The sequence below is a fragment of the Azospirillum sp. TSH100 genome, from assembly GCF_004923295.1.
In the GTDB taxonomy this organism is placed as follows: domain Bacteria; phylum Pseudomonadota; class Alphaproteobacteria; order Azospirillales; family Azospirillaceae; genus Azospirillum.
In genome coordinates this window covers 1,133,915-1,157,589 of sequence record NZ_CP039634.1, presented here as the reverse complement: position 1 = coordinate 1,157,589, position 23,675 = coordinate 1,133,915, and the positions used below count along the sequence as shown (strand labels likewise).

General features: G+C 69.1%; 23 protein-coding genes and 1 tRNA gene. 13 read left to right on the top strand and 11 right to left on the bottom strand.

What is annotated here, in order from left to right; genetic code table 11:
- Window positions 1-10 precede the first annotated feature (10 nt).
- The 3 genes from E6C72_RS05520 to ribA all read right to left on the bottom strand — a co-directional run bounded on the left by E6C72_RS05520 (window position 11) and on the right by ribA (window position 3,053).
- Window positions 11-559, bottom strand: a complete 549-nt coding sequence (locus E6C72_RS05520) for a L,D-transpeptidase (RefSeq protein WP_109444241.1) — start codon at window positions 557-559, stop codon at window positions 11-13.
- The gene (locus tag E6C72_RS05515) at window positions 556-1,551 is read right to left on the bottom strand and encodes a hypothetical protein (RefSeq protein WP_109444242.1); all 996 of its coding nucleotides are present in this window, start codon (window positions 1,549-1,551) and stop codon (window positions 556-558) included. Before E6C72_RS05515 ends, E6C72_RS05520 begins: the two co-directional genes overlap by 4 nt.
- 227 nt (window positions 1,552-1,778) lie before the next feature.
- A complete protein-coding gene (ribA, locus tag E6C72_RS05510) occupies window positions 1,779-3,053 on the bottom strand; it encodes a GTP cyclohydrolase II (protein ID WP_247876104.1) in 1,275 nt (424 codons plus the stop codon).
- A 389-nt stretch (window positions 3,054-3,442) separates the two neighbouring features.
- On the opposite strand from ribA, the gene E6C72_RS05505 reads away from it, so the two are divergent.
- Both E6C72_RS05505 and E6C72_RS05500 read left to right on the top strand, forming a co-directional pair.
- Window positions 3,443-3,916: a glycosyl transferase gene (locus E6C72_RS05505; RefSeq protein ID WP_109444243.1), complete on the top strand. Its 474-nt coding sequence runs from the start codon at window positions 3,443-3,445 to the stop codon at window positions 3,914-3,916.
- A 123-nt stretch (window positions 3,917-4,039) separates the two neighbouring features.
- Entirely contained in the window at window positions 4,040-4,744 is a 705-nt protein-coding gene (locus E6C72_RS05500; RefSeq protein ID WP_109444244.1) for a response regulator transcription factor, read from the top strand.
- Between the two features lie 54 nt (window positions 4,745-4,798).
- On the opposite strand, the gene E6C72_RS05495 is transcribed toward E6C72_RS05500, so the two are convergent.
- A complete protein-coding gene (locus E6C72_RS05495; protein ID WP_109444245.1) occupies window positions 4,799-5,584 on the bottom strand; it encodes a hypothetical protein in 786 nt (261 codons plus the stop codon).
- A 251-nt stretch (window positions 5,585-5,835) separates the two neighbouring features.
- On the opposite strand from E6C72_RS05495, the gene E6C72_RS05490 reads away from it, so the two are divergent.
- The 3 genes from E6C72_RS05490 (at window position 5,836) to E6C72_RS05480 (ending at window position 8,460) form a co-directional block, all read left to right on the top strand.
- Window positions 5,836-6,732 carry an MBL fold metallo-hydrolase gene (locus E6C72_RS05490; RefSeq protein WP_109444246.1) on the top strand — a complete coding sequence of 299 codons (897 nt, stop codon included), beginning with the start codon at window positions 5,836-5,838 and terminating at the stop codon, window positions 6,730-6,732.
- Window positions 6,733-6,934: 202 nt separating this feature from the next.
- Window positions 6,935-7,783, top strand: coding sequence for a DUF882 domain-containing protein (locus E6C72_RS05485; protein WP_247876097.1), 849 nt, complete (start codon window positions 6,935-6,937; stop codon window positions 7,781-7,783).
- Between the two features lie 95 nt (window positions 7,784-7,878).
- Window positions 7,879-8,460, top strand: a complete 582-nt coding sequence (locus E6C72_RS05480; RefSeq protein WP_109444248.1) for a histidine phosphatase family protein — start codon at window positions 7,879-7,881, stop codon at window positions 8,458-8,460.
- Window positions 8,461-8,516: 56 nt separating this feature from the next.
- Here the strand turns inward: E6C72_RS05480 and xth are convergent, their stop codons facing one another.
- Both xth and E6C72_RS05470 read right to left on the bottom strand, forming a co-directional pair.
- Window positions 8,517-9,311 (bottom strand): exodeoxyribonuclease III, encoded by a 795-nt coding sequence (gene xth, locus E6C72_RS05475; protein ID WP_109444249.1) that lies wholly within the window; start codon window positions 9,309-9,311, stop codon window positions 8,517-8,519.
- Window positions 9,312-9,321: 10 nt separating this feature from the next.
- A complete protein-coding gene (locus E6C72_RS05470) occupies window positions 9,322-10,005 on the bottom strand; it encodes a fumarylacetoacetate hydrolase family protein (RefSeq protein ID WP_109444250.1) in 684 nt (227 codons plus the stop codon).
- A 414-nt stretch (window positions 10,006-10,419) separates the two neighbouring features.
- On the opposite strand from E6C72_RS05470, the gene E6C72_RS05465 reads away from it, so the two are divergent.
- Window positions 10,420-10,914 (top strand): MarR family winged helix-turn-helix transcriptional regulator, encoded by a 495-nt coding sequence (locus E6C72_RS05465; RefSeq protein ID WP_244560711.1) that lies wholly within the window; start codon window positions 10,420-10,422, stop codon window positions 10,912-10,914.
- Window positions 10,915-11,174: 260 nt separating this feature from the next.
- Window positions 11,175-11,618 (top strand): terminase TerL endonuclease subunit, encoded by a 444-nt coding sequence (locus E6C72_RS05460; protein ID WP_247876098.1) that lies wholly within the window; start codon window positions 11,175-11,177, stop codon window positions 11,616-11,618.
- A 102-nt stretch (window positions 11,619-11,720) separates the two neighbouring features.
- On the opposite strand, the gene E6C72_RS05455 is transcribed toward E6C72_RS05460, so the two are convergent.
- Window positions 11,721-11,811, bottom strand: a tRNA-Ser gene (locus tag E6C72_RS05455).
- A 96-nt stretch (window positions 11,812-11,907) separates the two neighbouring features.
- A complete protein-coding gene (locus tag E6C72_RS05450; RefSeq protein WP_136700665.1) occupies window positions 11,908-12,702 on the bottom strand; it encodes an alpha/beta fold hydrolase in 795 nt (264 codons plus the stop codon).
- A 116-nt stretch (window positions 12,703-12,818) separates the two neighbouring features.
- Between E6C72_RS05450 and E6C72_RS05445 the strand changes: the two genes are divergently transcribed.
- Together E6C72_RS05445 and E6C72_RS05440 are read left to right on the top strand one after the other, a co-directional pair.
- Window positions 12,819-14,069, top strand: coding sequence for a glycosyltransferase family 4 protein (locus E6C72_RS05445; RefSeq protein WP_109444252.1), 1,251 nt, complete (start codon window positions 12,819-12,821; stop codon window positions 14,067-14,069).
- A gap of 70 nt (window positions 14,070-14,139) precedes the next feature.
- The gene (locus E6C72_RS05440; protein WP_109444253.1) at window positions 14,140-15,018 is read left to right on the top strand and encodes a TIGR01459 family HAD-type hydrolase; all 879 of its coding nucleotides are present in this window, start codon (window positions 14,140-14,142) and stop codon (window positions 15,016-15,018) included.
- A 66-nt stretch (window positions 15,019-15,084) separates the two neighbouring features.
- Here the strand turns inward: E6C72_RS05440 and E6C72_RS05435 are convergent, their stop codons facing one another.
- The gene (locus E6C72_RS05435) at window positions 15,085-15,318 is read right to left on the bottom strand and encodes a ribbon-helix-helix domain-containing protein (RefSeq protein ID WP_247876099.1); all 234 of its coding nucleotides are present in this window, start codon (window positions 15,316-15,318) and stop codon (window positions 15,085-15,087) included.
- Window positions 15,319-15,672: 354 nt separating this feature from the next.
- On the opposite strand from E6C72_RS05435, the gene E6C72_RS05430 reads away from it, so the two are divergent.
- From E6C72_RS05430 to E6C72_RS05415, 4 genes are all read left to right on the top strand, one after another.
- The gene (locus E6C72_RS05430; RefSeq protein WP_109444255.1) at window positions 15,673-16,839 is read left to right on the top strand and encodes a hypothetical protein; all 1,167 of its coding nucleotides are present in this window, start codon (window positions 15,673-15,675) and stop codon (window positions 16,837-16,839) included.
- Window positions 16,840-16,849: 10 nt separating this feature from the next.
- Entirely contained in the window at window positions 16,850-17,884 is a 1,035-nt protein-coding gene (locus E6C72_RS05425; protein WP_109444256.1) for an SH3 domain-containing protein, read from the top strand.
- Between the two features lie 240 nt (window positions 17,885-18,124).
- The gene (locus E6C72_RS05420; RefSeq protein WP_063633438.1) at window positions 18,125-18,391 is read left to right on the top strand and encodes a hypothetical protein; all 267 of its coding nucleotides are present in this window, start codon (window positions 18,125-18,127) and stop codon (window positions 18,389-18,391) included.
- A gap of 251 nt (window positions 18,392-18,642) precedes the next feature.
- Window positions 18,643-19,815 carry a TIGR03862 family flavoprotein gene (locus E6C72_RS05415; RefSeq protein WP_247876105.1) on the top strand — a complete coding sequence of 391 codons (1,173 nt, stop codon included), beginning with the start codon at window positions 18,643-18,645 and terminating at the stop codon, window positions 19,813-19,815.
- A 62-nt stretch (window positions 19,816-19,877) separates the two neighbouring features.
- On the opposite strand, the gene ahcY is transcribed toward E6C72_RS05415, so the two are convergent.
- Together ahcY and E6C72_RS05405 are read right to left on the bottom strand one after the other, a co-directional pair.
- A complete protein-coding gene (ahcY, locus tag E6C72_RS05410) occupies window positions 19,878-21,176 on the bottom strand; it encodes an adenosylhomocysteinase (protein ID WP_109444258.1) in 1,299 nt (432 codons plus the stop codon).
- Window positions 21,177-21,333: 157 nt separating this feature from the next.
- The gene (locus E6C72_RS05405) at window positions 21,334-23,553 is read right to left on the bottom strand and encodes a tetratricopeptide repeat protein (RefSeq protein WP_109444259.1); all 2,220 of its coding nucleotides are present in this window, start codon (window positions 23,551-23,553) and stop codon (window positions 21,334-21,336) included.
- Between the last annotated feature and the right edge of the window lie 122 nt (window positions 23,554-23,675).

Here is a 23,675-nt window from a genome sequence, read left to right as displayed (position 1 = left end):
GTTGGAGGCATCAGGCTGCGGGCCCGGCGACGCTCAGCGCGCTGCCGGGCCCGCAGTCCTTCAGCAGGCGGAGCATGTCGCCGGTCGCCAGCGCGACACAGCCCGCGGTGGGCGCCCGGTCGGGACGGACGAGGTGCAGGAACACCGCACTGCCCATTCCCGGCACAACCGGGTCGTCATTGTGCCCCATCACCACCACGATGTCGTAGACATGGTCGGCCCGCCACATCTCCTCATGGCTGGCGGGATAAGGACGGGTGACCGGCCGGTTATAGGCGGGATCGTCCGGTGCATCGCACCAGCCGTCCCGCTCGGTGATGGGATGGAGCGGCAGCCCGGTCTCCGGCTGCGGCAGCCGGTCGGCCCGCCACAGCACGCGGCGCAGCGGGAAGCGGCCGACAGGGGTGGCGCCATCGCCCTCGCGCTTGTCGGCACGGACACCACCGCGGCCCAGCACACAGGGTGCTTCTCCGCCCGGCCAGCACAGGCGGCCGGTCGTGGCCGGTCCGACGTTGTCGGAGCCCGGCTGGTCCGCCATCACGGTGATTTCAATGGTCATCCCGATACCCGCGTGGTGCTGGTGGCCGTCTGCGCCGCCCTGCGCGACTGCTCGTACTTGGCAAGGTTGCGCATCATCGTCTCCGACAGCATGTCCGGCGTGACCGGAGCCGCTCCCGCGGCCGGAGCGGCATCGCCCGGCTGCCCATTGGCCGCTTGCCCGGCGCCGGGCTGCGGCTGGCCGCCGTTGGCCGCAGCATTGCCGCCCACATTTGCTCCGGTCGCGCCGACGGAGCGCGCGGAGGCCGTCACCGCTCCCGGAACCGGCGCCGCATAGCGCGGAGCGGCATGCTTCGCCAGCGCCGAGCTGGCCAGCGGGGTGTCGCGCGCCGGCATCTTGCTGGGGTGCGGGGGTGCACCAGCCGCAAGCTGCGCGGCCAGGACCGGCGAGGCATCCGCAGAGGTGGCGGCAGGTTTGGCCGCGGCGGGCGGAGCGGCCGACGAGGCCGCCGTGAGCCGGATCGGCTGCCCGGTGGCGGCAGACTGCTGCGGTGCCGAGGCGAGGTCGGCCGGCTTGGCCGCGGCCAGCGCTGCGGCAAGGCCGCCGGCGGGGGCCTGTTGCGGCTCCGCGGGGGAGCCGGATGCCGCCGGCCCCCCCGAGGCGTCCGCGACGGCAGTGGCAGCGGCGGGATGGTCGCCGCCACCAATGCCGAGCGAGGCCATGACCGTATCGCCGACATCCTTACCCGTCGCCTGTTCGACCACCGCGTTGGCGATGGAGGCCATTCCACCGATCACGCCGCCGTACAGCATGTCGCCCATGATCCGCATGGACGGCTGGATGGTGTCGCCGGTGATCTCGCGATAGATGGTGCTGACGATCGGGATGTGCTGCAGCGGGTTGATGATGTCCAGAAAGTCCCAGAAGGACATTTCGCCCTGGATTTCCACCGGGCCGCCATTGTGACCGTCGCTGATGACCGGCGACGCCTTTTCGCGCGGCGCCGGACGCTGAACGGCACTGCTGTCGATGGTGGTGGCGTCGATGGCCATGGGCGGTCTCCCGGCTCGGTGGTCCCCACAGCTACAGCAAACGGCGTGCCAAGCCGATGGAACGGATCCGGTGTGGATTCGGCCAATTCGGGAGGATCCGCAAGATCAGCACCCGGAATCCGATTCCCAGCGCGCCACGGACGGCGAGGGGGCGGCAAGAACTGCCGGGCCGGCATGGTGATTCCTGCCCCGCCGTCCTCCGGCTGCCCAGAGCCGGACCGGCGGCTTCAGAACATGTGGCCGCTGCGTTCCGCCTTGGTACGGAGATAGGCCTCGTTGTGGCCGTTGGCGGGGAAGATGTGGGCCACCCGCTCCACCACCGCGATGCCGCAGCGGGCGAGCTGACGCAGCTTCTCCGGATTGTTGGTCATCAGCCGGACGGACTCGAAGCCAAGCTGCCGCAGCATCTCCGCCGCCGGCAGATAGACGCGCTCGTCGGCCTCGAAGCCGAGGATCTCGTTGGCATCCACCGTGTCGAAACCGCGGTCCTGGATGCGGTAGGCGCGCAGCTTGTTGACCAGCCCGATGCCGCGCCCCTCCTGAGCCAGATACAGCAGCACGCCGCTGCCCTGACGGGCGATCTCGGCGATGGCGCCGCGCAGTTGGTCTCCGCAGTCGCAGCGCAGCGACCCCAGCAGATCGCCGGTGAAGCATTCGGAGTGCAGGCGGGCCAGCACCGGCTGCGCCGGATCGGGATCGCCGATGACGATGGCCAGATGCTCCGGTCCGCCGTCGGCCGGGCGGAAGGCGTAGATGCGCGTGTTCTCCGAACCGACCAGCGGCACCCGCGCATCGGCGACCCGGCGTAGGGTGCGCACCACATGCACACGGTAGTCGGCAACGTCCGACGCGCGGACCAGCAGCAGATCATGCTCCGCCGCCCACTCCGCAGCCCTTACCGGGGGGCTGACCACGGGCGACGACGGCAGGTCGGCAGTGATCGCGGCGGGCAGCAGGCGGGCCAAGCGGGCAAGGTCCACCGCGGCGGCCTCGCGGCTGCCGGGGCAGGCCTCACCGGCGGTCAGTCCGGCCGGCAGCGCGTCCTGCGCCTGCGGATGCTGTTCGGGATCGGCCAGCGCATGGGCCTGATCGGCGCTCAACCCTCCGGGCCGGTCGAGTGTCATGGCGCCGAACGCCTCGGCCGCCGCACCGGGCGCCTGATCGTCGGCAATGTCGCTCACCGGCTGCGCCGCATCGGCCGAGGCAAGCCCCAGAACCACGGCGCGGCGGCGGGTGACCACCAGCCGAGGGGTACCGCCGGTCAGCGATTTCAGCCGCTCCACCGCGTCGAGCGCCACCGATTCCACCGACACGGCGGCGCCGACGGTGCCGTCGGCGGTCTCGATCGCCACCACCTCGCCCCGGCGCAGGGCGGCCAACGCCCGGTCGACGGCGCGCACGGCGGCCTCGTCGATGGGAGCCGTGGACGGAGCCGCCTTGGCGGCGGTCGCGGGCGCGGACAGGGTGACCGTGGTGGCGTCGGAAGGGCGTTCGGCTTGCATCGTCAGCGGCTTTGCGTAGCGGGTGCGCCGGATCCGGCGCGAAAAAGGGGACATGGTGCGTTCGGCGGGCGAAGCAAAGCGCAGGTGGCGCGCCCCTGTCCAGCGATTCCCGCGCGCCACACAGTTGCCCAACGCGCAACGATCCCGCTAGCCTGTCCGGCCCAGGGCCCCACCCGCGCCGCTGACGCACCAAATCGGGCCGGATGCCAACCCAGTCATCCGGTCGGATCGGCAACGGAGTCGACACCCCCAACGGGCCGCTCCGCCTCCGGGATCATCGGCGCTAGGATGGGAACCGCAGCCTTTGAATCGGGAGCCTTTCCCCCGTGCTCATCCCTTCGACGCCATCCCCGACCGCTCAGGACCAGGATTTGTCCGGCGCCCTCCACATGATCATGCCAGCCGATCTTCCGTCCGACGCCTATGGCCGCCGCATGGTCGACGCGTTGCGCGCCGCCGGGGCCGGTATCACGCTCCACGCCCTGCCCGGCCCGCACCCGCAGGTCGACCCGTCAGCGATCCTGGCGGCCGACGTGGCGCTGGCGCGCCTGCCGGATGGCGCCCCGGTCCTGCTGGACGGCAACGCCCTGCCCAACCTCGCTGCCAGCCTGCCCGCCGACAGCCGCCGCCTGCGCTTCACTGCGTTGGTCGAACGCCTGCATTGGACGGAACCGGGCCTTACCGCCGAGAAAGCGACGGTACGCCGCAATCTGGAACAGGGGGCGCTGGCCCTGATGCGCCGTGTCGCGGTGCGCGACGACGACGTCGCCGCCGCAGTGCGGGAACTGGGCGTCCAGCCCGACCGGATCATCCGTGCCGCCACGGATACGGACGGAGCGGCGGCGCTGCTGGCGGTTCTCTAGGGGGTCAGGCCGCACGTCGCCACAAGCCATCACGACAATCCACCGGGGCCATGCTACTAAGGCGCGGCTCCGGCCCAGCCGCCGATGGCTTCCACCTCCCGACTCCGTCCCCCCTCGCAGCCCATGACCAACGCAAAGCGCATCCTTCTGGTCGACGACGACACCGCCCTGCGCCAGTCGCTGGCGGAGCAGCTGCGACTGCTGGAGGAGGTCGAGACTGAGGAGGCCGGCGACGGTGCCGGCGCGCTGAAGGTGGTTCGAACGGCGGCCGAAGCGGGAACCGGCTATTCCGCCATCCTGCTCGATGTCGGGCTGCCGGACATGGACGGGCGCGACGTGTGCAAGCTGCTGCGCCGCGAGGGCGTGCGCTGCCCGATCATCATGCTGACGGCATCGGCCAGCGACGCCGACACCATCCTGGGGCTGGAATCCGGCGCCAGCGACTATGTGACCAAACCCTTCCGCCTCGGGGTGCTGATCGCCCGCCTGCGCGCCCAGCTGCGCCAGTTCGAGCAGACGGAGGATGCGGTCTTCGCCATCGGCCCCTACAGCTTCCGCCCCGGCGCCAAGCTGCTGCTGGACGAAGCCGCCAACCGCAAAATCCGCCTGACCGAGAAGGAGACGGCGATCCTGAAATACCTGTACCGCGCCGGCGATCTGGTGGTCGGGCGCGAAACCCTGCTGGGGGAGGTCTGGGGCTACAACGCCGCGGTCACCACCCACACGCTGGAGACTCACGTCTACCGCCTGCGCCAGAAGATCGAGGCCGACCCGTCGAACGCCCGCATCCTGGTGACGGAGCCCGGCGGCTATCGTCTGGTGCCCTGACCACCGTTAAACCGGGTGGCTGATCAGCCAAGCCACCGATCAAGAGGCCGCCGGTCACCGTCCGACGGCGGCCACCCCCCGCCGACTTCCCCGCTCGGCGATGGTGACCTCGCCCGCGAAGCCCAGCCAGCGGTGGCGCTCGCCTGCATGAGGCTTAGACTGGGGCTTCGCGTGAGGCTTTCCCAACCGGGCCACTCCAAGGCCGGTCGCGGAAGGACCGCCCCACAAGCCGCGGCCACGCTGCACCACCGGAAGCAACCGCAGCTTGCGCCCGACGATCGCCATCCGGCGGCGCCAATGGGCGACGTCGTGCGCCGACACGCCGACACGGCGCGCAATCTCGCGGTCCGACAACAGTGCGCTGCCGGGATCCTGCAACAGTTCCAGGACGGCCCGCCGCTTGTCGGTATCGGCATGGCGGGAATGCTTGCGCTCCAGCGCCTTGCCCATGTCCCACAGCTTTTCCGCCGTCTCGCGGGCCAGGGTGCGCCAGCGGTCGGCCTCTTCGCGCTGGCGGTCGGCATCGCCCGCCGCCTTGTCCAGCTGGCGGCGCAGGGTCGCAAGTTCCAGCTCCAGATCCTTCACCTGCCGGCGCAGACCGCGCACAAGCTCGTCCGGCGGCGGCGGCGGAGCCGGCGCATGGGCAGGCTCCGACGGCTGGGCGGCAGGCGGTGGTTCGGGTGCGTGCGGCACCGGTGTGCGGGCGCGTTCCGCCAGATCGCGGAAGGACAGGCCGGCACGGGACAGCATGATGCGGGCGGCGCGCAGTGCGGACAGCGCCTCGCCCTGATGCTCCGACTCGGCCATGGCGAGGACTTTGGCGAGCTTGTCAGGATCCATCCGCGTCGGGTTCCGCCGGAGCCGGTCCCCACCCGCGCGGGGACCCTGGAAAGGTCATGCCGCGCAATGCGCGACGAGCCCCAACCTACCACATCTTATGGGTTTGGACAGATGCCCTTCGTAGGGTGCCGACTCGCGACAGGCCGTCTTCAAACGCCTTTCCCGATATCCGGGAGATGTCATCCGGACGGGAAACGGGCGGGAGAGATTTACTAGACTCGAGCAGGCTTGGCGGCCACGATGGCGACGTCATGACCGTCCGTGCAGCCATCGATTCCATGCGACCGACCGCCCCAGAAAAGGCCGGCGGGTCTCCCTTCACCGTGCGCTTCTGGGGCGTGCGCGGCAGCATCGCATCGCCCGGTCCGGCCACGGTTCGCTATGGCGGCAACACCGCCTGCATCGAGGTACGCTGCGGCGGCGCCCACATCGTCTTCGATTGCGGCACCGGCATCCGCCCACTGGGCGAAGCGTTGGCGCGCGATGGTGGACCGGTGGACATCGACCTGCTGCTGACCCACAGTCACCTCGACCACATCAGTGGCCTGCCCTTCTTCGCGCCGGCCTTCGATCCCGCCAGCCGGTTGCGGCTGTGGGCCGGACATCTGCCTCCGGACAGGCCCTTCCGCACCGTGCTGGCCGACATGATGACCGCGCCGCTGTTCCCGGTGCCGGTCGAGATCTTCCGCGCCGACTGCCAGTTCCGCGATTTCCAGGCCGGGCAGACGCTGGAGCTGGTTCCTGAAGCGACGGGGGATGTCGTGGTGCGCACCTGCCGCCTGAACCATCCAGACGGCGCCACCGGCTACCGGGTGGAACATGGCGGCCGCAGTCTGTGCATCCTGACCGACACCGAACATCCGGCCGAGGGACGCGACCCGGTGATCCTGGAGTTGCTGCGCGGCGCCGACGTGATGGTGTATGACAGCACCTACACAGACGCGGAATACCCGTCACGCGTCGGCTGGGGCCATTCGACCTGGCAGGAATGCCTGCGGCTGGCCGAGGCCGCCGGAGTTGGCCGCGCGGTGATCTTCCACCACGACCCGGCCCGCACCGACGATGCGCTGGACGCCATCGCGGCGGAGGCCGACGCGATGCGCCCCGGATCTCTGGTCGCCCGCGAAGGGATGGAACTGTCCCTGTAGACTGGGCACAATCCGTATCGGTTGAATCGTGAACAATCAGAACCACTGAACAAAAGCGCTTGTGCGTGTTCAATACGCCACAGGTTGCTTTGTCACACTGGCCTCCTGTGACAATCTTGGTATTAGATCGGTGCGCAACCCCGCCATGACTGGGGCGGGCGGGGGCGTTCAAGCGTGCAAAGCTCGGGGGAAAGCGATGCGCATGACCGGTCGTGCCTTGGGGATGCTTGCCGTTCTGGCCGTCGCGACGCAGCTTGGCGCCTGCGCCACCACGCCGCCGCTGGAAGGCGCTAAGATGGATGGCGGACCGCGAAGCGTGGTCCTGCACCATCCTGCCAGCGGCGAGACGACATCCGTCACCTACTGGCGCCCAGGTGAGGGTCCCGGTGGCGGCTATGATCCGGCGGCGATGCGCGAGATCGCCGTTCTGTTCCGGGACCGCCGCAGCGACGAGGTTATCCCGGTCGATCCGGCCCTGATCGACATGCTGGTGGAACTGCGCCAGCGTGTCGGCGCTCCGCCCGAGTCGCCGATCCGCATCACCTCGGGCTACCGGTCGAGCGCCACCAACGCCAGCCTCGCCCGGACGAATCCAAACGTCGCCGAGAACTCCTATCACATGCGCGGACAGGCAGCCGACTTCTCCATCGCCGGCATTCCGCCGTCGCGCCTGGCGGAGGAAGCGGCGGCGATGCAGCGTGGCGGCTATGCCATGTATGCCCATACCGGCCATGTCCATGTCGACACCGGTCCCTTCCGCACCTGGACGCCGAAGATCGGCGAACCGCGCGCGCCGCAGATCCTGGAGGCGCAGGCCCGCGCCCGCGCCAGGGCCCAGGCTCTCGCCCAGAAGAGCGGCAGCGGAAAGGGCGCCATCCAGGTTGCCGACGCCACCTCCAAACCGGGCAAGCCGCCGGCGAAGCCGGCCAAGGCCCCGGGGAGGTCGGCCCCGGAGAAATCGGCTGCCGTCACATCGCCCGAGCTGTCGCGCGTCCGTTTGGCCCTGGCCCAGGTGAAGGAAATGCCGGTGCAGAAGGCGGCGAAGCGCTAGAGTGCGATCGTTTCAGACGGAATCGTCTGAAGCGCGAATCGCACGGAAGCCCTGAACTTCGGGCGTATCCCCGCCACCCGCGCCCCGGTACGGTCATGACACCCCTTCTGATCCTGCGCCACGGCCCGACCGCCTGGAACGCCGAAGGGCGCATCCAGGGCAGCATCGACGAGCCGCTGTCCGACGCCGGCCGCGCGAGGGTTGCCCGCTATCGCCTGCCACCCGAGTCGGCCGGTCTGCGCTGGGTCGCCAGCCCGAAACGCCGGGCCTGGGAAACCGCCTTGCTGCTCGGCCTCGCCCCCACGCCGGAACCGCGGATCGTCGAGATGGATTGGGGCGCGTGGGAAGGACAGCGCACCGAGGATTTGCGCGCCGACGGCCGCATGCCGGCCCGTCACGACCGGCTGGGGCTGGACTTCAAGGCCCCCGGCGGCGAAAGCCCGCGCGAGGTTCAGGTCCGCCTGCGCTCCTGGCTCGCCGATCTGGCGGCAGAAGGGCGGCCCACGGGCGCCGTCGCCCACAACGGCATCCTGCGCGCGCTCCATTCTCTCGCCACCGGCTGGGACATGCGCGATGACCCGGCGGAGGAACTGCGCAACGGCTGCGCCCACCTGTTCCGGCTGGCCGAAGACGGCACGCCGGAACTGCTGCGGCTGAACATCAGCCTGCTTGAGTAAGGCTTCGCAGAAGTGAGAGGGCTCAACCGCCCCCTCACCCTCTAGCCCCTACATCTTCAGACATCCAGATCGACGATCACCGGAACATGGTCCGACGGCTTGGGCTCCCAGCCGCGGGCATCCCGCAGCACCTTGATGCCCGTCAGCGCACCTTCCAGCGGCGGGGTCACCCAGATATGGTCCAGGCGCCGGCCGCGGTTGGAGGCCGCCCAGTCCTTCGCCCGGTAGCTCCACCAGGTGTAGAGTTTCTCCTCCGGCGGAACGAAGCGGCGCATGGCGTCGACCCAGCCGGCCGAAGCCTGCATCGCCGCCAGCCTTGAAACCTCGATGGGTGTGTGGGAGACCACCGACAGCAGTTCCTTGTGGCTCCAGACGTCCTGCTCCAAGGGCGCGATGTTCAGGTCGCCGACCAGAACCATCGGCCGGTCGGGCGACCGCTCCGTGCCTAGCCAATGGGTCATCTCGTCGAGGAACTGGAGCTTGTGGGCGAACTTGTCGTTCACCGCCGGGTCGGGGATGTCGCCGCCGGCGGGGATGTAGACGCAGTGCAGTTCGATCCCGCCCGGCAGGTGGGCGAGCGCATGGCGGCAGTCCTGCTTGCCGCACCAGTGCTGGACGTCGTGCGACTCGAAGGGCAGGCGGGACAGGATGGCGACGCCGTTGTAGCTCTTCATGCCGTGGATGTGGGCATGGACATAGCCGCGCTCCGCCAACGGGCCGAGTGGGAAGTCGGCGTCCACCACCTTGGTTTCCTGCAGGCAGATCACGTCCGGCCGCTCCTCCTCCATCAGGCGGAGGAGGAGGTCCAGACGCATGCGGACCGAATTGATGTTCCAGGTCGCGATGCGCATCGGCGGCGGCTCAGGCGATGGTCAGGGTCAGGGTGCCGACGCCCTCGACCGCACCGGTCAGCACGTCGCCGGCTACCACCGGGCCGACGCCCTCCGGCGTGCCGGTGTAGATCAGGTCGCCCGGCTGAAGCTCGACCAGCCCGGAGAGGTAGGAGATCGTCTCCGCCACCGACCAGATCAGGTCGGACAGGTCGCCCTTCTGCCTCAGCTCACCATTCACCTGCAGGGTGACGGCGCCCTTGTCCGGATGGCCGATGTCAGCGACGGTGCGAATGGTGGAGCAGGGTGCCGACTGGTCGAAGCCCTTGCCCATATCCCAGGGCTTGCCTTCCTTCTTGGCGGCGTTCTGCAAATCGCGCCGGGTCATGTCAAGGCCGACGGCATAGCCGAACACGTGATCCAGCGCCTGGTCGGCCGGGATGTCGCGCCCACCGGCCCCAATCGCCACCACCAGCTCGATTTCGTGATGCAGGTTGGCGGTCTTGGGCGGATAGGGGACGGTGGCGCCATCGGCGACGATGGCGTCGGCCGGCTTCATGAAGAAGAAGGGCGGCTCGCGGTCGGGATCAGCACCCATCTCGCGCGCATGGGCGGCATAGTTGCGGCCAACGCAATAGATGCGGCGCACCGGGAACGGGTCGCCGCCCGCGACGGGGACGGCCGGCTGGGACCACAGGGGAATGGCGAAGGCCATGGCATCGGCTCTCTGGTTGGAACACTGTCGAACAGCTAACCCGAAAGCCGGCAACGGACCAAGCGCCCAAACCATCCGCCCTGCCCTGCACAGGCGTCCGAAAGTCCGGTCGGGTCGCGGAAAGGAAGGCCTCGGAAAACGAAGACGCCCGGTCTGGGGGGGACCGGGCGTCGGAAGCTCCGATTCGGGAACCCGCGCGCGGCAGGGGAAACCGCGGGTCGGGCGATCGGCGTCGAATCGGCGTCGATCACTTCTTGACTCTTCAAGATGGAATTTGTACGCGCGCCCACCAATACGCCGAACGCATATCTGGTATGCATAGCCTGTCGTCTGTGCGGTTCTTGCTGACAAACGAAAGCCTTGCCCGCATTTTATCCGTTCATCCGATAATTCATCCAAAATATGGCATCCACGGTGACTGACAACGAGCGTTCCACCCCCGCCGACCGGCGGTCGCGTCTGCGGCCCGGCAAGAACGGCAAGCTCGCCCTTGGCCCCCTTCCGGAGCTGGTGGGTTACAACCTGCGCAAGGCTCAGGTTGCGGTGTTCCAGAGTTTTCAGAATGCGGTCGCTCCGCATGACATCACGCCCGGCCAGTTCGGCGTGCTGATCATGATCCGGGAGAATGAAGGCCTGTCGCAGTCCGATCTGGGCACGGCAGTCGGCATCGACCGGTCGACCATGGTCGCGGTGATCGACCGGCTCGAGTCGCGCGGCCTCGTGGTCCGCGCACCCTCGCCCAACGACCGCCGCTCCTACGCGCTGCGCCTGTCGCCGGAAGGTCAGACGCTGATGGACGACCTGATCCCGCGCGTCCAGGCGCACGACCAGGGCATGGTCAAGGATCTGTCCCCGGAAGAGCAGGCGCAGTTCATCGACTTTCTGCGCCGCGTGTCGCGGTCGAAGTAAGAAGGGGCAACGCCCCTTCCGTTCCAGGCACCGACTGACAGCCCGCCCCGCACCGGCAATTGCCGGACGTGGAGCGGGCTTTTCTATTTGGGCACATCGGGGCAAATCTCTAGCGGTAGGCTGAAGTACATCGCAAAATGAAAAGGCTCACTCGACGGATCCGTTCGTTGAGATGTCCGTCCATGACGCTGGCGTAGCGCCGCTCGACCTCGACGTGCTGGCTGGGGGCGGCCATATCCGGCAACTCGGACCTGACGGCGGTGGTGGTGTGCTGGCGTGTCGGCACCGGCTATACGGTGCTGCCGCACTTCTTCTGCCCGGGCGACAGCCTGCGCGGCCGGCAAGACCGGGAGGGGTTGCTTTATGTCCGCTGGGCCGATGACGGGCTGATCGAGCCGACGCCCGGCAACGTGGTGGACTTTCGCGCTGCGAAGGACTGCATCCGCGATCTCTGCGACCGCTTCAACGTGGTGTCGGCGGGGATCGACCCGCACTTGGCCCGCTCGACGCTGAACACGCCAACCGAGGACGGCTATCCGGCGGTTGAGGTGCGGCAAGGGTGGGTGACCATGGCGTTGGCGATCAAGGAGCTGAAGCGCACCATTGTCATGCGGCAGTTCCAGCACGGCGGGCATGAGGTGCTGCGCTGGCGAAGCTTCCGGCGATCCGTGGGAAATGGGCTTCCGTCTGTGAACATCCGCTGACAGCGGCGTCAATCCACCGAGAAACCTAGGGCAAACTGTGGGGAACGCATTTCCCGGAAACGAAAAAGCCCAAGCAAATCAATTGCTTGGGCTGAAAATTCGTGGCGGAGGGAGAGGGATTCGAACCCTCGATACGCTTTTGACGTATACACACTTTCCAGGCGTGCGCCTTCAACCGCTCGGCCACCCCTCCGTAGAGGCCCGCGTTATAGCCAGAGGTTCACGGCTATGCAAGCCTCCGTTTCACACAAACGACGTTTTTTTGGCGGCACGCAAAACCGCGCCACTCTCATCCGCCAACCTCGTCCACCAGGGCGCCGACGGTGCGGCACAGCAGGTCCAAATCCTGCGGGCGGGACAGGCGGTGGTCGCCATCCTTCACCAGCGTGACACGGACATCGTCACCGGTCAGCGCCTCGGCGATGCGCAGGCTGAGTTGCCAGGGGACGTCGGGGTCGCGCTGGCCGTGCAGCAGGCGGACGGGACCGCCGAAGGCGATGGGGCCGCGCAGCAGAAGGTGGTTGCGGCCGTCCTCGATCAGGGCGCGGGTGATCGGCTGCGGTTCGGGACCATACTCCGACGGGCGGTTCCAGACGCCTTCCTCCATGATACGGCGGCGGGTGTCGGCGTCGAAGATGTCCCACATCAGGTCTTCGGTGAAGTCCGGTGCCGGGGCGATGCCGACCAGCCCAGCCACCCGTTCCGGCCGGCGGAGCGCGGTCAGCAGCATCATCCAGCCGCCCATCGATGAGCCGACCAGGATCTGCGGCCCCGTCGTCACCTGATCGAGCACTGCCAGCGCGTCGTCGGCCCACAAACCGATGGTGCCGTCGGCGAACCGGCCGCTGGAGGCGCCGTGGCCCTGATAGTCGAAGCGGGTGAAGGACAGACCACGCGCCACCGCCCAGGCTTCCAGCGCCGTCGCCTTGCCGCCGGTCATGTCGGACATGAAGCCGCCCAGGAACGTCACGCCCGGCTTGCCCTGCCCGGACGGGCCGGCAGGGGTGTGGTGATAGGCTATGGTCGCGGCACCGCGCGTTAGGCTATGGTGCGCGCCGCCCGGATGGGCTGCGGTTTCGGTCATACGGTCACCTTCGACAAACGGACACCGACAAGCGGTCGGGCACCGGGATCGATGGCGGTCCGGCATGCCGGGGCCTGCGGCCGGTCCCGGGCCGCCCCTTGCGAGCAGCCGGCATCATGGATTTCGACCCCCACCTTACCACCGACCACTCCCCGCGCAACGCGGACGCCCATCAGGACGGCTCCGTCCCCGACTGGTCGGGGCACTGGCCGGGCGGCCGGGCACCGACGGTGCTTCAGGTGGTGCCGACGCTGGTCACAGGCGGAGCGGAGCGCGGCTGCATCGACATGGCGCTTGCCCTTCAGGCCGCCGGCGGCACGCCGCTGGTGGCGTCCGAAGGCGGGCCGATGGTGCGCGAACTGGACCGTGCCCGCATCACCCACCTGACGCTGCCACTGGCATCAAAGAACCCGCTGACCATCCGCCGCAACGCCCGCCGGCTGGCCGCCATCATCCGCGAGCACAAGGTGGACATCGTCCATGCCCGCTCCCGCGCGCCGGCTTGGAGCGCGTGGCTTGCCTGCCGCGAGACCGGCGCCCGTTACATGACCACCTTCCACGCTCCCTACAATTTCGGCACGGGGCCGGTCGCCGGCCGGCTGAAGCGCTGGTACAATTCCGTGATGGCCCGGGGCGAGCGGGTGATCGCCATCTCGGGCTTCATCCGCGACCATGTGCTGGGCAACTACCCGGTCGATCCGCAGCGCGTGCGCATCATCCACCGCGGCATCGACCGCGGAGTCTTCGCCCCCGACCGGGTCAGCCCGACGCGGCTGGTAACGCTCGCCAAACAATGGAACCTGCCGGACGACCGGCCGGTGATCCTGCTGCCTGGCCGGCTGACCCGCTGGAAAGGTCAGATCGTGCTGATCGATGCGCTGGCCAGGCTGGGGCGCAAGGACGTGCTGGCCCTGCTGGTCGGGTCCGACCAGGGCCGCACCGGCTACCGGGAAGAGCTGGAGAACCGCATCGCCAGCACAGGCCTGCGTGGCGTGGTGCGGATGACCGACCATTGCAGCGACATGGCCGCCGCCTACCTGTTGTCGACGGTGGTCGTCTCCGCCTCGCGCGAGCCGGAAGCCTTCGGGCGGGTGATCGTGGAGGCACAGGCGATGGGCAAGCCGGTGGTCGTCTCGGCCATCGGCGCCTATCAGGAGACCGTGGTTCCCGGCGAGACCGCCTGGGTCGTGCCGCCGGACGACCCCGACGCGCTGGCCCGGGCGCTGGACGAGGCGCTGTCGCTGACGCCGGAACAGCGTGAGGCCATCGGCGCCCGCGCCATCGCCTTCGTCGCCGACCGCTACACCAAGGACCGCATGTGCGCCGATACGCTGGCGGTCTATGCGGAGTTGCTGCAACCACGCTGAGATCGGCCCGTCGATGCAATCCGATCGACGCAATCCGATCCCACCCCCTCCATCAAACCGACCGGACACCATGGCCGACATCCTACAGATTTCCGGCATCGCCGAGGTCATCGACCGTTATGACGGGTTCATCCTGGACCTGTGGGGCGTGCTGCATGACGGCGAACAGCCCTATCCCGGCGTGCCCGACTGCCTGGACCGCATGCGCGCCGCCGGCAAGACCGTATGTCTGCTGTCCAACGCCCCGCGCCGCACCCCCGGCGTGATCGAGAAGCTGGACGGCATGGGGCTGGGGCGCGAGCGCTACCACCATGTCATGACCTCCGGCGAGGCGACCTACGAGGCGCTGCGCGACCGTGACGATCCCTGGCACGCCGCCCTCGGCCGGCGGCTCTACCACATCGGGCCGGACCGCGACATCGACGTCTATGACGGGCTCGGCTACCAGATCGCCGCGACCCCGGCAGAGGCGGATTTCGTCGTCAACACCGGCATCGTCACCTTCGGCGAAACGGTGGCGGATTATCAGCCGCAGCTGGATGCCTGCCTGGCCGCCGGGCTGCCGATGATCTGCGCCAACCCCGATCTCGTGGTGATGGTCGGGCCGATGCTGGTGATCTGCGCCGGCACGCTGGCCGCCCGCTACGAGGAAATGGGCGGCGACGTGCGCTGGCACGGCAAGCCGCATGCCCCCGTCTACGAGCGCTGCTTCAAGCTGCTGGGCATCGCCGACAGGAGCCGCATCCTGGCGGTGGGCGACAGCCTGCGCACCGACGTCGCCGGCGCCAACGCCGCCGGGATCGACGTGGCGCTGGTCACCGCCGGCATCCATCAGGAAGAATTGGGTGGTGCTGCCTGGGGGGCTGCGGTCGATCCGGTCAACCTGCGCGCCCTGGCCGACGCATCGGGCCACATGCCGACCTACGCGGTGCCGAGCCTGCGCTGGTGAAGCCGGGATTTACGGGAGCGGGCCCCTGCTTCCGTCTGGCATGCTGCCGTCGGGCCCAATCCCGTGTCAGTCGAGGGGAACGGCGTCGTCCATCGCCTTGCGCAGCAGGGGCGACTGGCCGTCTTCCGAAAAGCCGCGCTGGCCGATGGCGGTGCGGTAATAGCTGACGATGAAGACGCGGATGGAGGCGGTCAGGTTGGCCTCTCCACGCCGCTCGTCGATCTGTGTGCAGATTTCGTTGAGGGTCAGCCGTTCACGCTCGCAAATTTCCTTCAGCGAGTCCCAGATGTACGGCTCCATTCTCAGGCTGGTCCGGCGTCCGCTGACCTTGACGTTGCGGCAGAGCAGCCCCGGTCCGTCCTTACCTCTGCCCGTGCCCCCCATCGGAAACCCCGTTCCCCATCCGTTGCGTCCCGCTCTCTCGATGCGGAGCCAATACATCCATTTGTGTGACCATATTGCAAGTGGCGTGTGGCGTCCAAGTCCAATTCGACCCATGGGTGCGGCTTCACGTGACAATCCGGCGCAGGCGGGTATTGTGCCCAACCGCAGATCGGCAGGTTGCCGGGAAAAGCCGCTTCCCTTGACCGGTACCTTCGCTATACCAGTGCCGGGCGGCTGGGATAGGACGCCGGACATGGGGGAGGATCGGCGATGGCGCGACCGGGGGACGGACGATTCGCGGCCCGCATCACGGCGGGATTTCTGACCGCTCTCCTGGCCACCGGGATAGCGGTCGACGCGTTGGCGGCAAGCGCCCCGGCCACGGAGACCGCCCCGGCCGAAACGATCCCGGATAGTGTCCTGCGCCCCCGCATCGAAGCGCTGCTGCCGGCTCCCTGGCGCATCGAAGCGCTGACCGTCGAACCGCTGCCGGCTCCGGCATCGCCGGAACCACAGGTGGCGGCGCGGGTGACCGCAAAGCTGGTGCTGGGCGGACCGACCTATCTGGTGGACAGCCGCGAAGGGCCGGTGACCTTTGTGCGCCCGGCGGCGGAGGCCGGACTGGTCAAGAGCTGGGTGGCGACCGCGCTCGCCAGCCGTGGGGCAGGCGGCTGGACGGTGGCGCTGACACCACAGACCCCCGGCCTGCTTGACGGACTGGGCAAGCCGGCGGCCGAACTGCCCGGCCGCACGGTTGTGCTGGGCACACCGGAGGCCAAAAGCCTGCGCGAGCAGCTGGACCGGGACGCCGCGCAACGTCTGGCCGAGGACACCGAGCGCCGCCGGCGCGAAGAGGAAAGACTGGCGCAGCAGACCGCCGCCGCCAAGGCCGAAGCGGCCCGCGCCGAGACGGAGCGCCGGGCGGTCGAGGCCCGCATCGCCCAGGTTGCCGACCTGCGCGGCAAGCTGGCCGGCACGGACCGGGCGGCGCGGCTGGCCGCCTTCGAGGCGGCGCTGGGCGGCAACGACCCGGCACTGCGCCAGACGGCGATGGAGGCGGCGCTGCAAAGCCGCGATCCGGTGGTCGCCAATCTGGCGCTGAAGGACTGGATCGCCCGTCACCGCGCCGTCCCGGTCCAGCTCTATGCGACCAAGGAGGATCCCAGTTCAGAGGTGGTCGTGCAGAATCTGGGTCCGATGACGCTGGAAATCGACGGCTTCAGCCCGGTCAACGGCGCGTTGGCCGGCAAGCTGGGCGCACCCGGCTACAGCATTGCGCGGCCATCCAGCATCGTCGGCACCCTGGCGCAGACCGAACTGGCGGTGAATTCCTTCGGCTGTGCGCTGACCCTTCGGCTGGCCGAACACCGGACGCTGGACGGGCTGCTGCGCTGTCAGACGCTGCCGACGCTGATCGCCCGCATCACACTCGATTGAGGAGAGGGTGATGGCTGGAGCGCGGCTGGTCGCCTGCCTGCGGATCACGACACCGGCCCTGCTGCTGGGCGGGCTGCTCGGCTTCCCCGCCGGCGCACTGGCGGAAGCCCCAACCGAACGGCTGTCCCCGTCCCCTGCTCCCATCGTCGCCCTTCCCCGCCTGACTCCGTCCCAGGCGGTTTCGCCGCCGCTGACTCCCGGCGTGGTCTGGGAACATCCGCCGGAAGCGCCGCCCCCGCTGTCGCCGCCCAACCCGCAATCCGCACCGGTGCGGTCCGCCACCATCCCGCCACCGGCAGTGTCCCCAGTATCGGCCGCGGCGCCCAAGCCGCCGGACGCCGGGCTCCCCCCCTCCCCGACCATCAAGGCCCCCCCCATACCGCCCACGAAGCCGCAGGACGAAGCGGTGGCGCAGCCCATCGCTAAGGAGTCCGCCACAAAGGAGCCGGGCGCCAAGGAGCCGGTGGCGCAGGATGTGGCCGCCCCCCAGCCCCCGGCCGCTCCCGTTCGGCGGACGATGACCGCCACCGCGGGCATCTATCTTCGGGCGACGCCGGACGCCAAGGGCCGGGTCCTGGATACGGTGGAAAAGGGCGAGCAGGTGACGGCCTTCGGCGCGCCGGCCAATGGCTGGCAGCGGGTCGGCCGCGCCGGCAAGCCGCAGGGCTATGTGACCAGCGCCTATCTGGCTGAAGCGGCACCTGCCCGGTCCGCCAGCGCCGACCCCGCCAGCGCCATGCCGAAAGCGCCCCCCAAGCCCGGCCGATACGCCAAGGCCGATCCGGAGGACCGCGGCTGCGCCCTGCCGGGCGATCTGCCTGGGCGGATGAAGCGCCCGCAGTTGTCCGGCGGGACCGTGGTCAAACTGCGCGCCGCCGGCAATCTGCGGGTCGCCCCGGTCTGCGACGCCAAGGTGCTGGATGTGCTGGAAGCCGGCGAGCGTGTCACCGTGCTGGAGGCCATCGGCGGCTGGTACAGGGTCGGGCGGAAGGGCAAGACGCTGGGCTATGTCGGCGCCGCCCTGCTCACGCCCGTCGCGCGCTGAACCGGCACCTCCGCGAAGCCGGTACGAGGCTCCCCGGAAGGACGCGCCCGAGCGCCCCGTGAAGGGGCTTGTTCGGCCCTGAAAAAGGATTCTACAACAAGGGGGAAGCCGAACTTTCGCGGACGAACGGAGCCCCCGATGTGCCCGCTCCGTCCGACGGTTCGACCATCCCCGCCGGCCATGCGGCGCCGGTCCGGCCGGGCGGGGACGCGAAGCACGACCGGAACGAGGATTCACACGATGTCGACCCAACACAAACAAGCTATGGACGCGGTCCTTCAGGCCGCCGCGCACGACATCGTCGCCACCCTTCAGGAGCGGGACATCACTGACCGCCATAGCGAGGAAGGGGACCTCGTCGTCCTCGACGTCGCCATCCTGCACGCCTACCGCATCTTCATGCGCATCTGCGAGGAGAACGGCCTGGACGTCGACGCCGGTTATTTCGCCGATCTCGCCGCCGATCTGGCCGAGGAAGTCGCCCAGGACCAGGATTACGAGGACTGATTTCCAGAGCATCCCGCGTTTGATATGAAACACAGGATGCTATGGATTTATGTTTGACGATTGGATTCACGCTTCAAATCGAGCCCGATTTTACGCGATCCGATCTAGGAACCGAGGTCGAGACCCGAATGCCCCCGTCCATCCCGGCGCCGCCCTGGGGCGGACGGGGGCACTTCCTTTTGTGAAGGCGTTTCCACGTGCCCCATACCACCCCTGACGTGGCGATCGTCGGCGCCGGCCCCGCCGGGTTGATGGCGGCGGAGATCGCCGCGGCCGCCGGCCTGCGGGTCGCCGTGTTCGATCACACGCCCACCCCGGCGCGCAAGCTGCTGCTGGCCGGGCGTGGCGGGCTGAACCTGACCCATTCGGAACCGCTCGACCGTTTTCTACCCCGCTATGGCGCCGCCGAACCGCTGTTCCGCCGCCTGCTGGCCGGCTTCTCCCCCGACGACCTGCGCGGCTGGGCGGCCGGGCTGGGCATCGAGACCTTCGTCGGCAGCAGCGGCCGTGTCTTCCCGGTGCAGATGAAGGCCTCCACCCTGGTCCGGGCTTGGCTGCGGCGGTTGGACGGGCTGGGCGTCACCCTGCACAGCCGCCATCGCTGGACTGGCTGGGACGGGACCGGCGCCCTGACATTCCGCCATGGCGAGGAGAGCGTGACCGTCGCCCCGCGCGCCACCCTGCTGGCGCTGGGCGGGGCGAGTTGGCCGCGCACCGGGTCGGACGGTGGCTGGGTTCCGCTGCTGGAGGGGTTGGGTGTGGAGGTCGCACCGCTGGTTCCCGCCAACATGGGGTTCGAGGTGCCCTGGTCCGATCATTTGCGCGACCGCTTCGCCGGCCAGCCCGTCAAGAGTGTCGGCCTGTCTGCCGCCGGCCGGCGCCTGAAGGGTGAATTCGTCATCACCGAGACCGGGATCGAGGGCGGTGCCGTCTATGCGCTGAGCGCGCCCTTGCGCGACGCCATCGCGGCGGAGGGCTGGGCGACCCTGACGCTGGACCTGCTGCCGGACATGGCCGAGGCCGAACTGGTCAAGCGCCTGCGCCGCCGCGGTGCGGAGTCGCTGTCCACCTTCCTGAAGAAGTCGCTGTCGCTGACCGGCCCGCGCGCCGCCCTGCTGCGCGAGTTCGCCCCAGCCGCCGACCTCACTGATCCGGTGGCGCTGGCCCGCCAGATCAAGGGGCTGTCGGTGGTGCTGACCGGTGTCCGCCCCATCGAACGGGCGATCTCCTCGGCAGGCGGCATCCGCCTGTCGGAGTTGGACGAGCGGCTGATGCTGAGCCGTCGCCCCGGCCTGTTCCTGGCCGGCGAAATGCTGGACTGGGAAGCGCCGACCGGCGGCTATCTGTTGCAGGGCTGCTTCGCCCTGGGTGTGGCGGCGGGCAAGGGGATGGTGGAGTGGCTGGGGCGGGAGAGGGCAGTTTAAGCGCCGCAAAGAAAAAGGGCCGCCCCATCGGGACGGCCCTTCTTTTTCAACCCCGCGACCGCTTAGTAGCGGTAGTGGTCCGGCTTGTACGGGCCGGCGGTCGGCACGCTGATGTAGGCGGCCTGCTTGTCGGTCAGGGTGGTCAGCTTGGCGCCGATCTTCTCCAGATGCAGGCGGGCGACCTTCTCGTCCAGGTGCTTGGGCAGGACGTAGACCTTGTTCTCGTAGTTGGCGGCGTTGGTCCACAGCTCGATCTGGGCCAGCACCTGGTTGGTGAAGCTGGCGCTCATCACGAAGCTGGGATGGCCGGTGGCGCAGCCCAGATTGACCAGACGGCCCTGGGCCAGAACGATCAGGCGCTTGCCGTCGGGGAACACCACCTCGTCGACCTGCGGCTTGACCTCTTCCCAGACCAGATTGCGCAGGGCGTCGATCTGGATCTCGCTGTCGAAGTGGCCGATGTTGCAGACGATGGCACGGTCCTTCATGGCGCGCATGTGGTCGATCGTGATGACGTCGACGTTGCCGGTGGCGGTGACAAAGATGTCGCCCTGCGGAGCGGCATCCTCCATCGTCACGACCTGATAGCCTTCCATCGCGGCCTGGAGCGCGTTGATCGGGTCGATCTCCGTCACCAGGACCCGGGCGCCCTGCGAGCGCAGCGAAGCGGCCGAGCCCTTGCCCACGTCGCCATAGCCGGCGACCACGGCGACCTTGCCGGCGACCATGACGTCGGTGGCGCGCTTGATGCCGTCGACCAGCGACTCACGGCAGCCATAGAGGTTGTCGAACTTCGACTTGGTGACGCTGTCGTTCACGTTGATGGCCGGAACCTTCAGCGTGCCCTTCTTCATCATCTCATAGAGACGATGAACGCCGGTGGTGGTCTCCTCCGACAGGCCGCGGACGTCCTTCAGCATTTCCGGATACTTGTCGTGCATGATCTGGGTGACGTCGCCGCCATCGTCCAGGATCATGTTCGGGGTCCAGCCATCCGGGCCGCGCAGGGTCTGCTCGATGCACCACCAGAACTCCTCCTCCGTCTCGCCCTTCCAGGCGAAGACCGGGATGCCGGCGGCGGCGATGGCGGCGGCGGCCTGGTCCTGGGTCGAGAAGATGTTGCAGGACGACCAGCGCACGGTGGCGCCGAGCGCGGTCAGCGTCTCGATCAGCACGGCGGTCTGGATGGTCATGTGCAGGCAGCCGACGATGCGGGCACCGGCCAGCGGCTTGGAGGCGCCAAACTCGGACCGCAGGGCCATCAGGCCCGGCATCTCGGTCTCGGCGATGGTGATCTCCTTGCGGCCCCAGCTCGCGAGGCTGATGTCCTTGACCTTGTAGTCCGTGAATTCGGCGGCCATGAGGGATGACTCCTGGTGGGCGGTGGTGTTTCGGGCGGCGGGATTAAGGGTCGGCCGGATCCCCGGCCTTGCCGCTGCAATTGGCCAAGGATGTATCAGCGGTATCGGAACCATGCAAGCATAAAGATATCTTTATGTTTGCTGGGTATGCCGCATCCTACTCCCACAGCACCGGTCCGCTCCATGGATCGAAGGGAACCAGCCGCCTCAAACGGCGGTCGGGCCGGACGAATATCCGGGCACCGGCATTCAACATCGCCGCGGTGATGGAGAAGGAGCTGTTGGATGCGGCCAGCGCATCCGCCCGCGACAGAATCCAGTGGTCGAGAAGGAACTCCACCCCCGGCAGCGGATCGGCCAGATCATCGGCTCTGACGGGGGCGTAGGCGGAAAAGCGCGACGCGAGCTCCGGCGCATCGGTGGCGAGGAACAGCACCGGACGGTCGAGAGTCGGCCACAGCGCCGCCAGCCAGTCGAGATACCAAGCCTCCGGCGCGATCCAGAAGCGGTCACCGCCGAAATCACCGCGGCGCAGGTGGATCGCCACCACCGTCCGGCCATCGCCGCGCAGGCGGGCCAATGCCGCGTCCATCCGCTCCGCCACCGCGCCGACGGGCGTGAACAGGCTGCGGAACAGGGCGCGATGGGAGCAAAGCGGCGTGGTGTCGCCGCAGAAATACCCCACCACGTCCCGCCCGGCACAGGCGTCGGAGCGTCCGCCGAGCGCCGCCGCATGATCGAACTCCTCCTCCAGCAGCACCGGCAACGGCATCTGCGGCAGCGGGTCGTCCAGACCATAGAGCGCCCGGCCGATCCAGTCCGGAACCTCCAGCTCCAATCCCAGCCGGTCGGCGCAGGCGCGCAGGGTGCCGTATTGCAGGAGCTGGTTGCCGAACCGTCCATCCTGGCCAAGCCGCCCCACCATCACCCGCTCCGCCGCCGGCCGCCGGCCCTGCCGTAGCGGGGTGGTCCCGAAAGCGCGGCGCAGCAGCAGGAGCGACCGCCGGGTGAAAGCGGTGCCGAGGCCGGGGGTGCACAGGATCACCCGGTCGTAGGCCGCCAGCGCCTCGTCCTCCCGCCCCAGCACCTCGGCCACGGCGCCGGACAGCAGCAGACCGGCGGGAAGATCCGGATGCAGACGACGGACACGCCGGGCGATCCGCTCCGCCCCACGCGCATCCTTCCCCGCCAGCGCGGTGCGACCCAGCGCCGCCAAGGTTTCCGCATCGCCGGGCGTGGCGGCGAGTGCACGGCGCAGCAGCGCTCCGGCCGCCGGGACGTCACCAACGGCCTCGCAGACCCGGCCGAGCTGGGCAAGGATCGCCGGATCCCTTGGCCGCAGGCGCAAGGCGCGGTCCAACGCGGGGCGGGCGGCATCGCAGGCATGGCGGGTGTCGAGGGCGGAGCCGAGATTCAGCAGCAGGTCGGCCGCCGCCGGGTCGAGGGCCAAACCGTGCCGCGCGGCGGCGGCGGCATCGCGCGGCCGTTCGGCCGACAGCAGGGCAGCGCTGAGGTTGGTGCGCAAACCGGCATCGTCCGGCAGCAGCACCGCCGCGCGGCTGCCGGAAAGAACGGCATCACCGGGAAGCCCAAGCATCTGGGCGGCGACACAGAGATTGCCCCAGCCCGCCGGGCTGATTGGATCGAGCGCCAGCAAGGCCCGGTAGGCCAAGGATGCCCGCTCCACAGCACCGGCCTGTTGAAGCGAAACCGCGCGCATCATGCGGGCCGGCGGATCAAGCGGCCCTGCCAGCACGGCGCGACGCGCCGCATCGGCCGCATCGGCGGGCAGGCCCTGGACGGACCAGCATTCCGCCTCCAACAGGGCGGCACGCTGGATCGCCGGGTTGAGCCGTCCGGCCATGCGGGCCGCCCGCGCCGCGTCCGGCAGACGCCCGGTCTGTGCGGCACAGAGGGCGAAATCGAAGGCCGCCGTCAGGTCGGCGGGAGCCAGCGCCAGAACGCGGCGGTAGAGGGGTGCCGCCTCGGCTGGCCGGCCGGCGTCGAACAGCTGCTCCGCCAGACCGCGCAGCAACGGGGCCAGCATCAAAGCGGCCTCCGCATCGCCAGGATGCAGGGAAACGGCGGCGATCAGGCTGCGGACCGACTCCTGCTCCTGTCCCAGCGCCTGGAGGATGCGGGCGCGGCTGAGATGGTAGGCGGCAACCGCGGGGTTGGCCGCCAGCGCGGCGTCGACGCGGACGAGGCCATCCGCCGCCCGACCGGTCTCGGCCAGCAGCAGCCCCAGCAGATGGCTGGCGTCGGCATGGCCGGGGGCGGCACGCAGGATGCGGCCATAGAGGGTCTCCGCCTGCTCCAGCCGGCCCGCCCGGTGATGGTCGAGAGCGGCCGAAACGGCCTCAGCGACGCTAGCCATGCATCTCCTCTGCGCCTTTTCCTTGCGCATATCCTCTGCGGGCCGTTGACGCGCCGGCCTCGCGTTGTGGCGGTTGTACCCCCATGGTAAGACATCCGGCGACGCGACGGGAGAACGCAAGC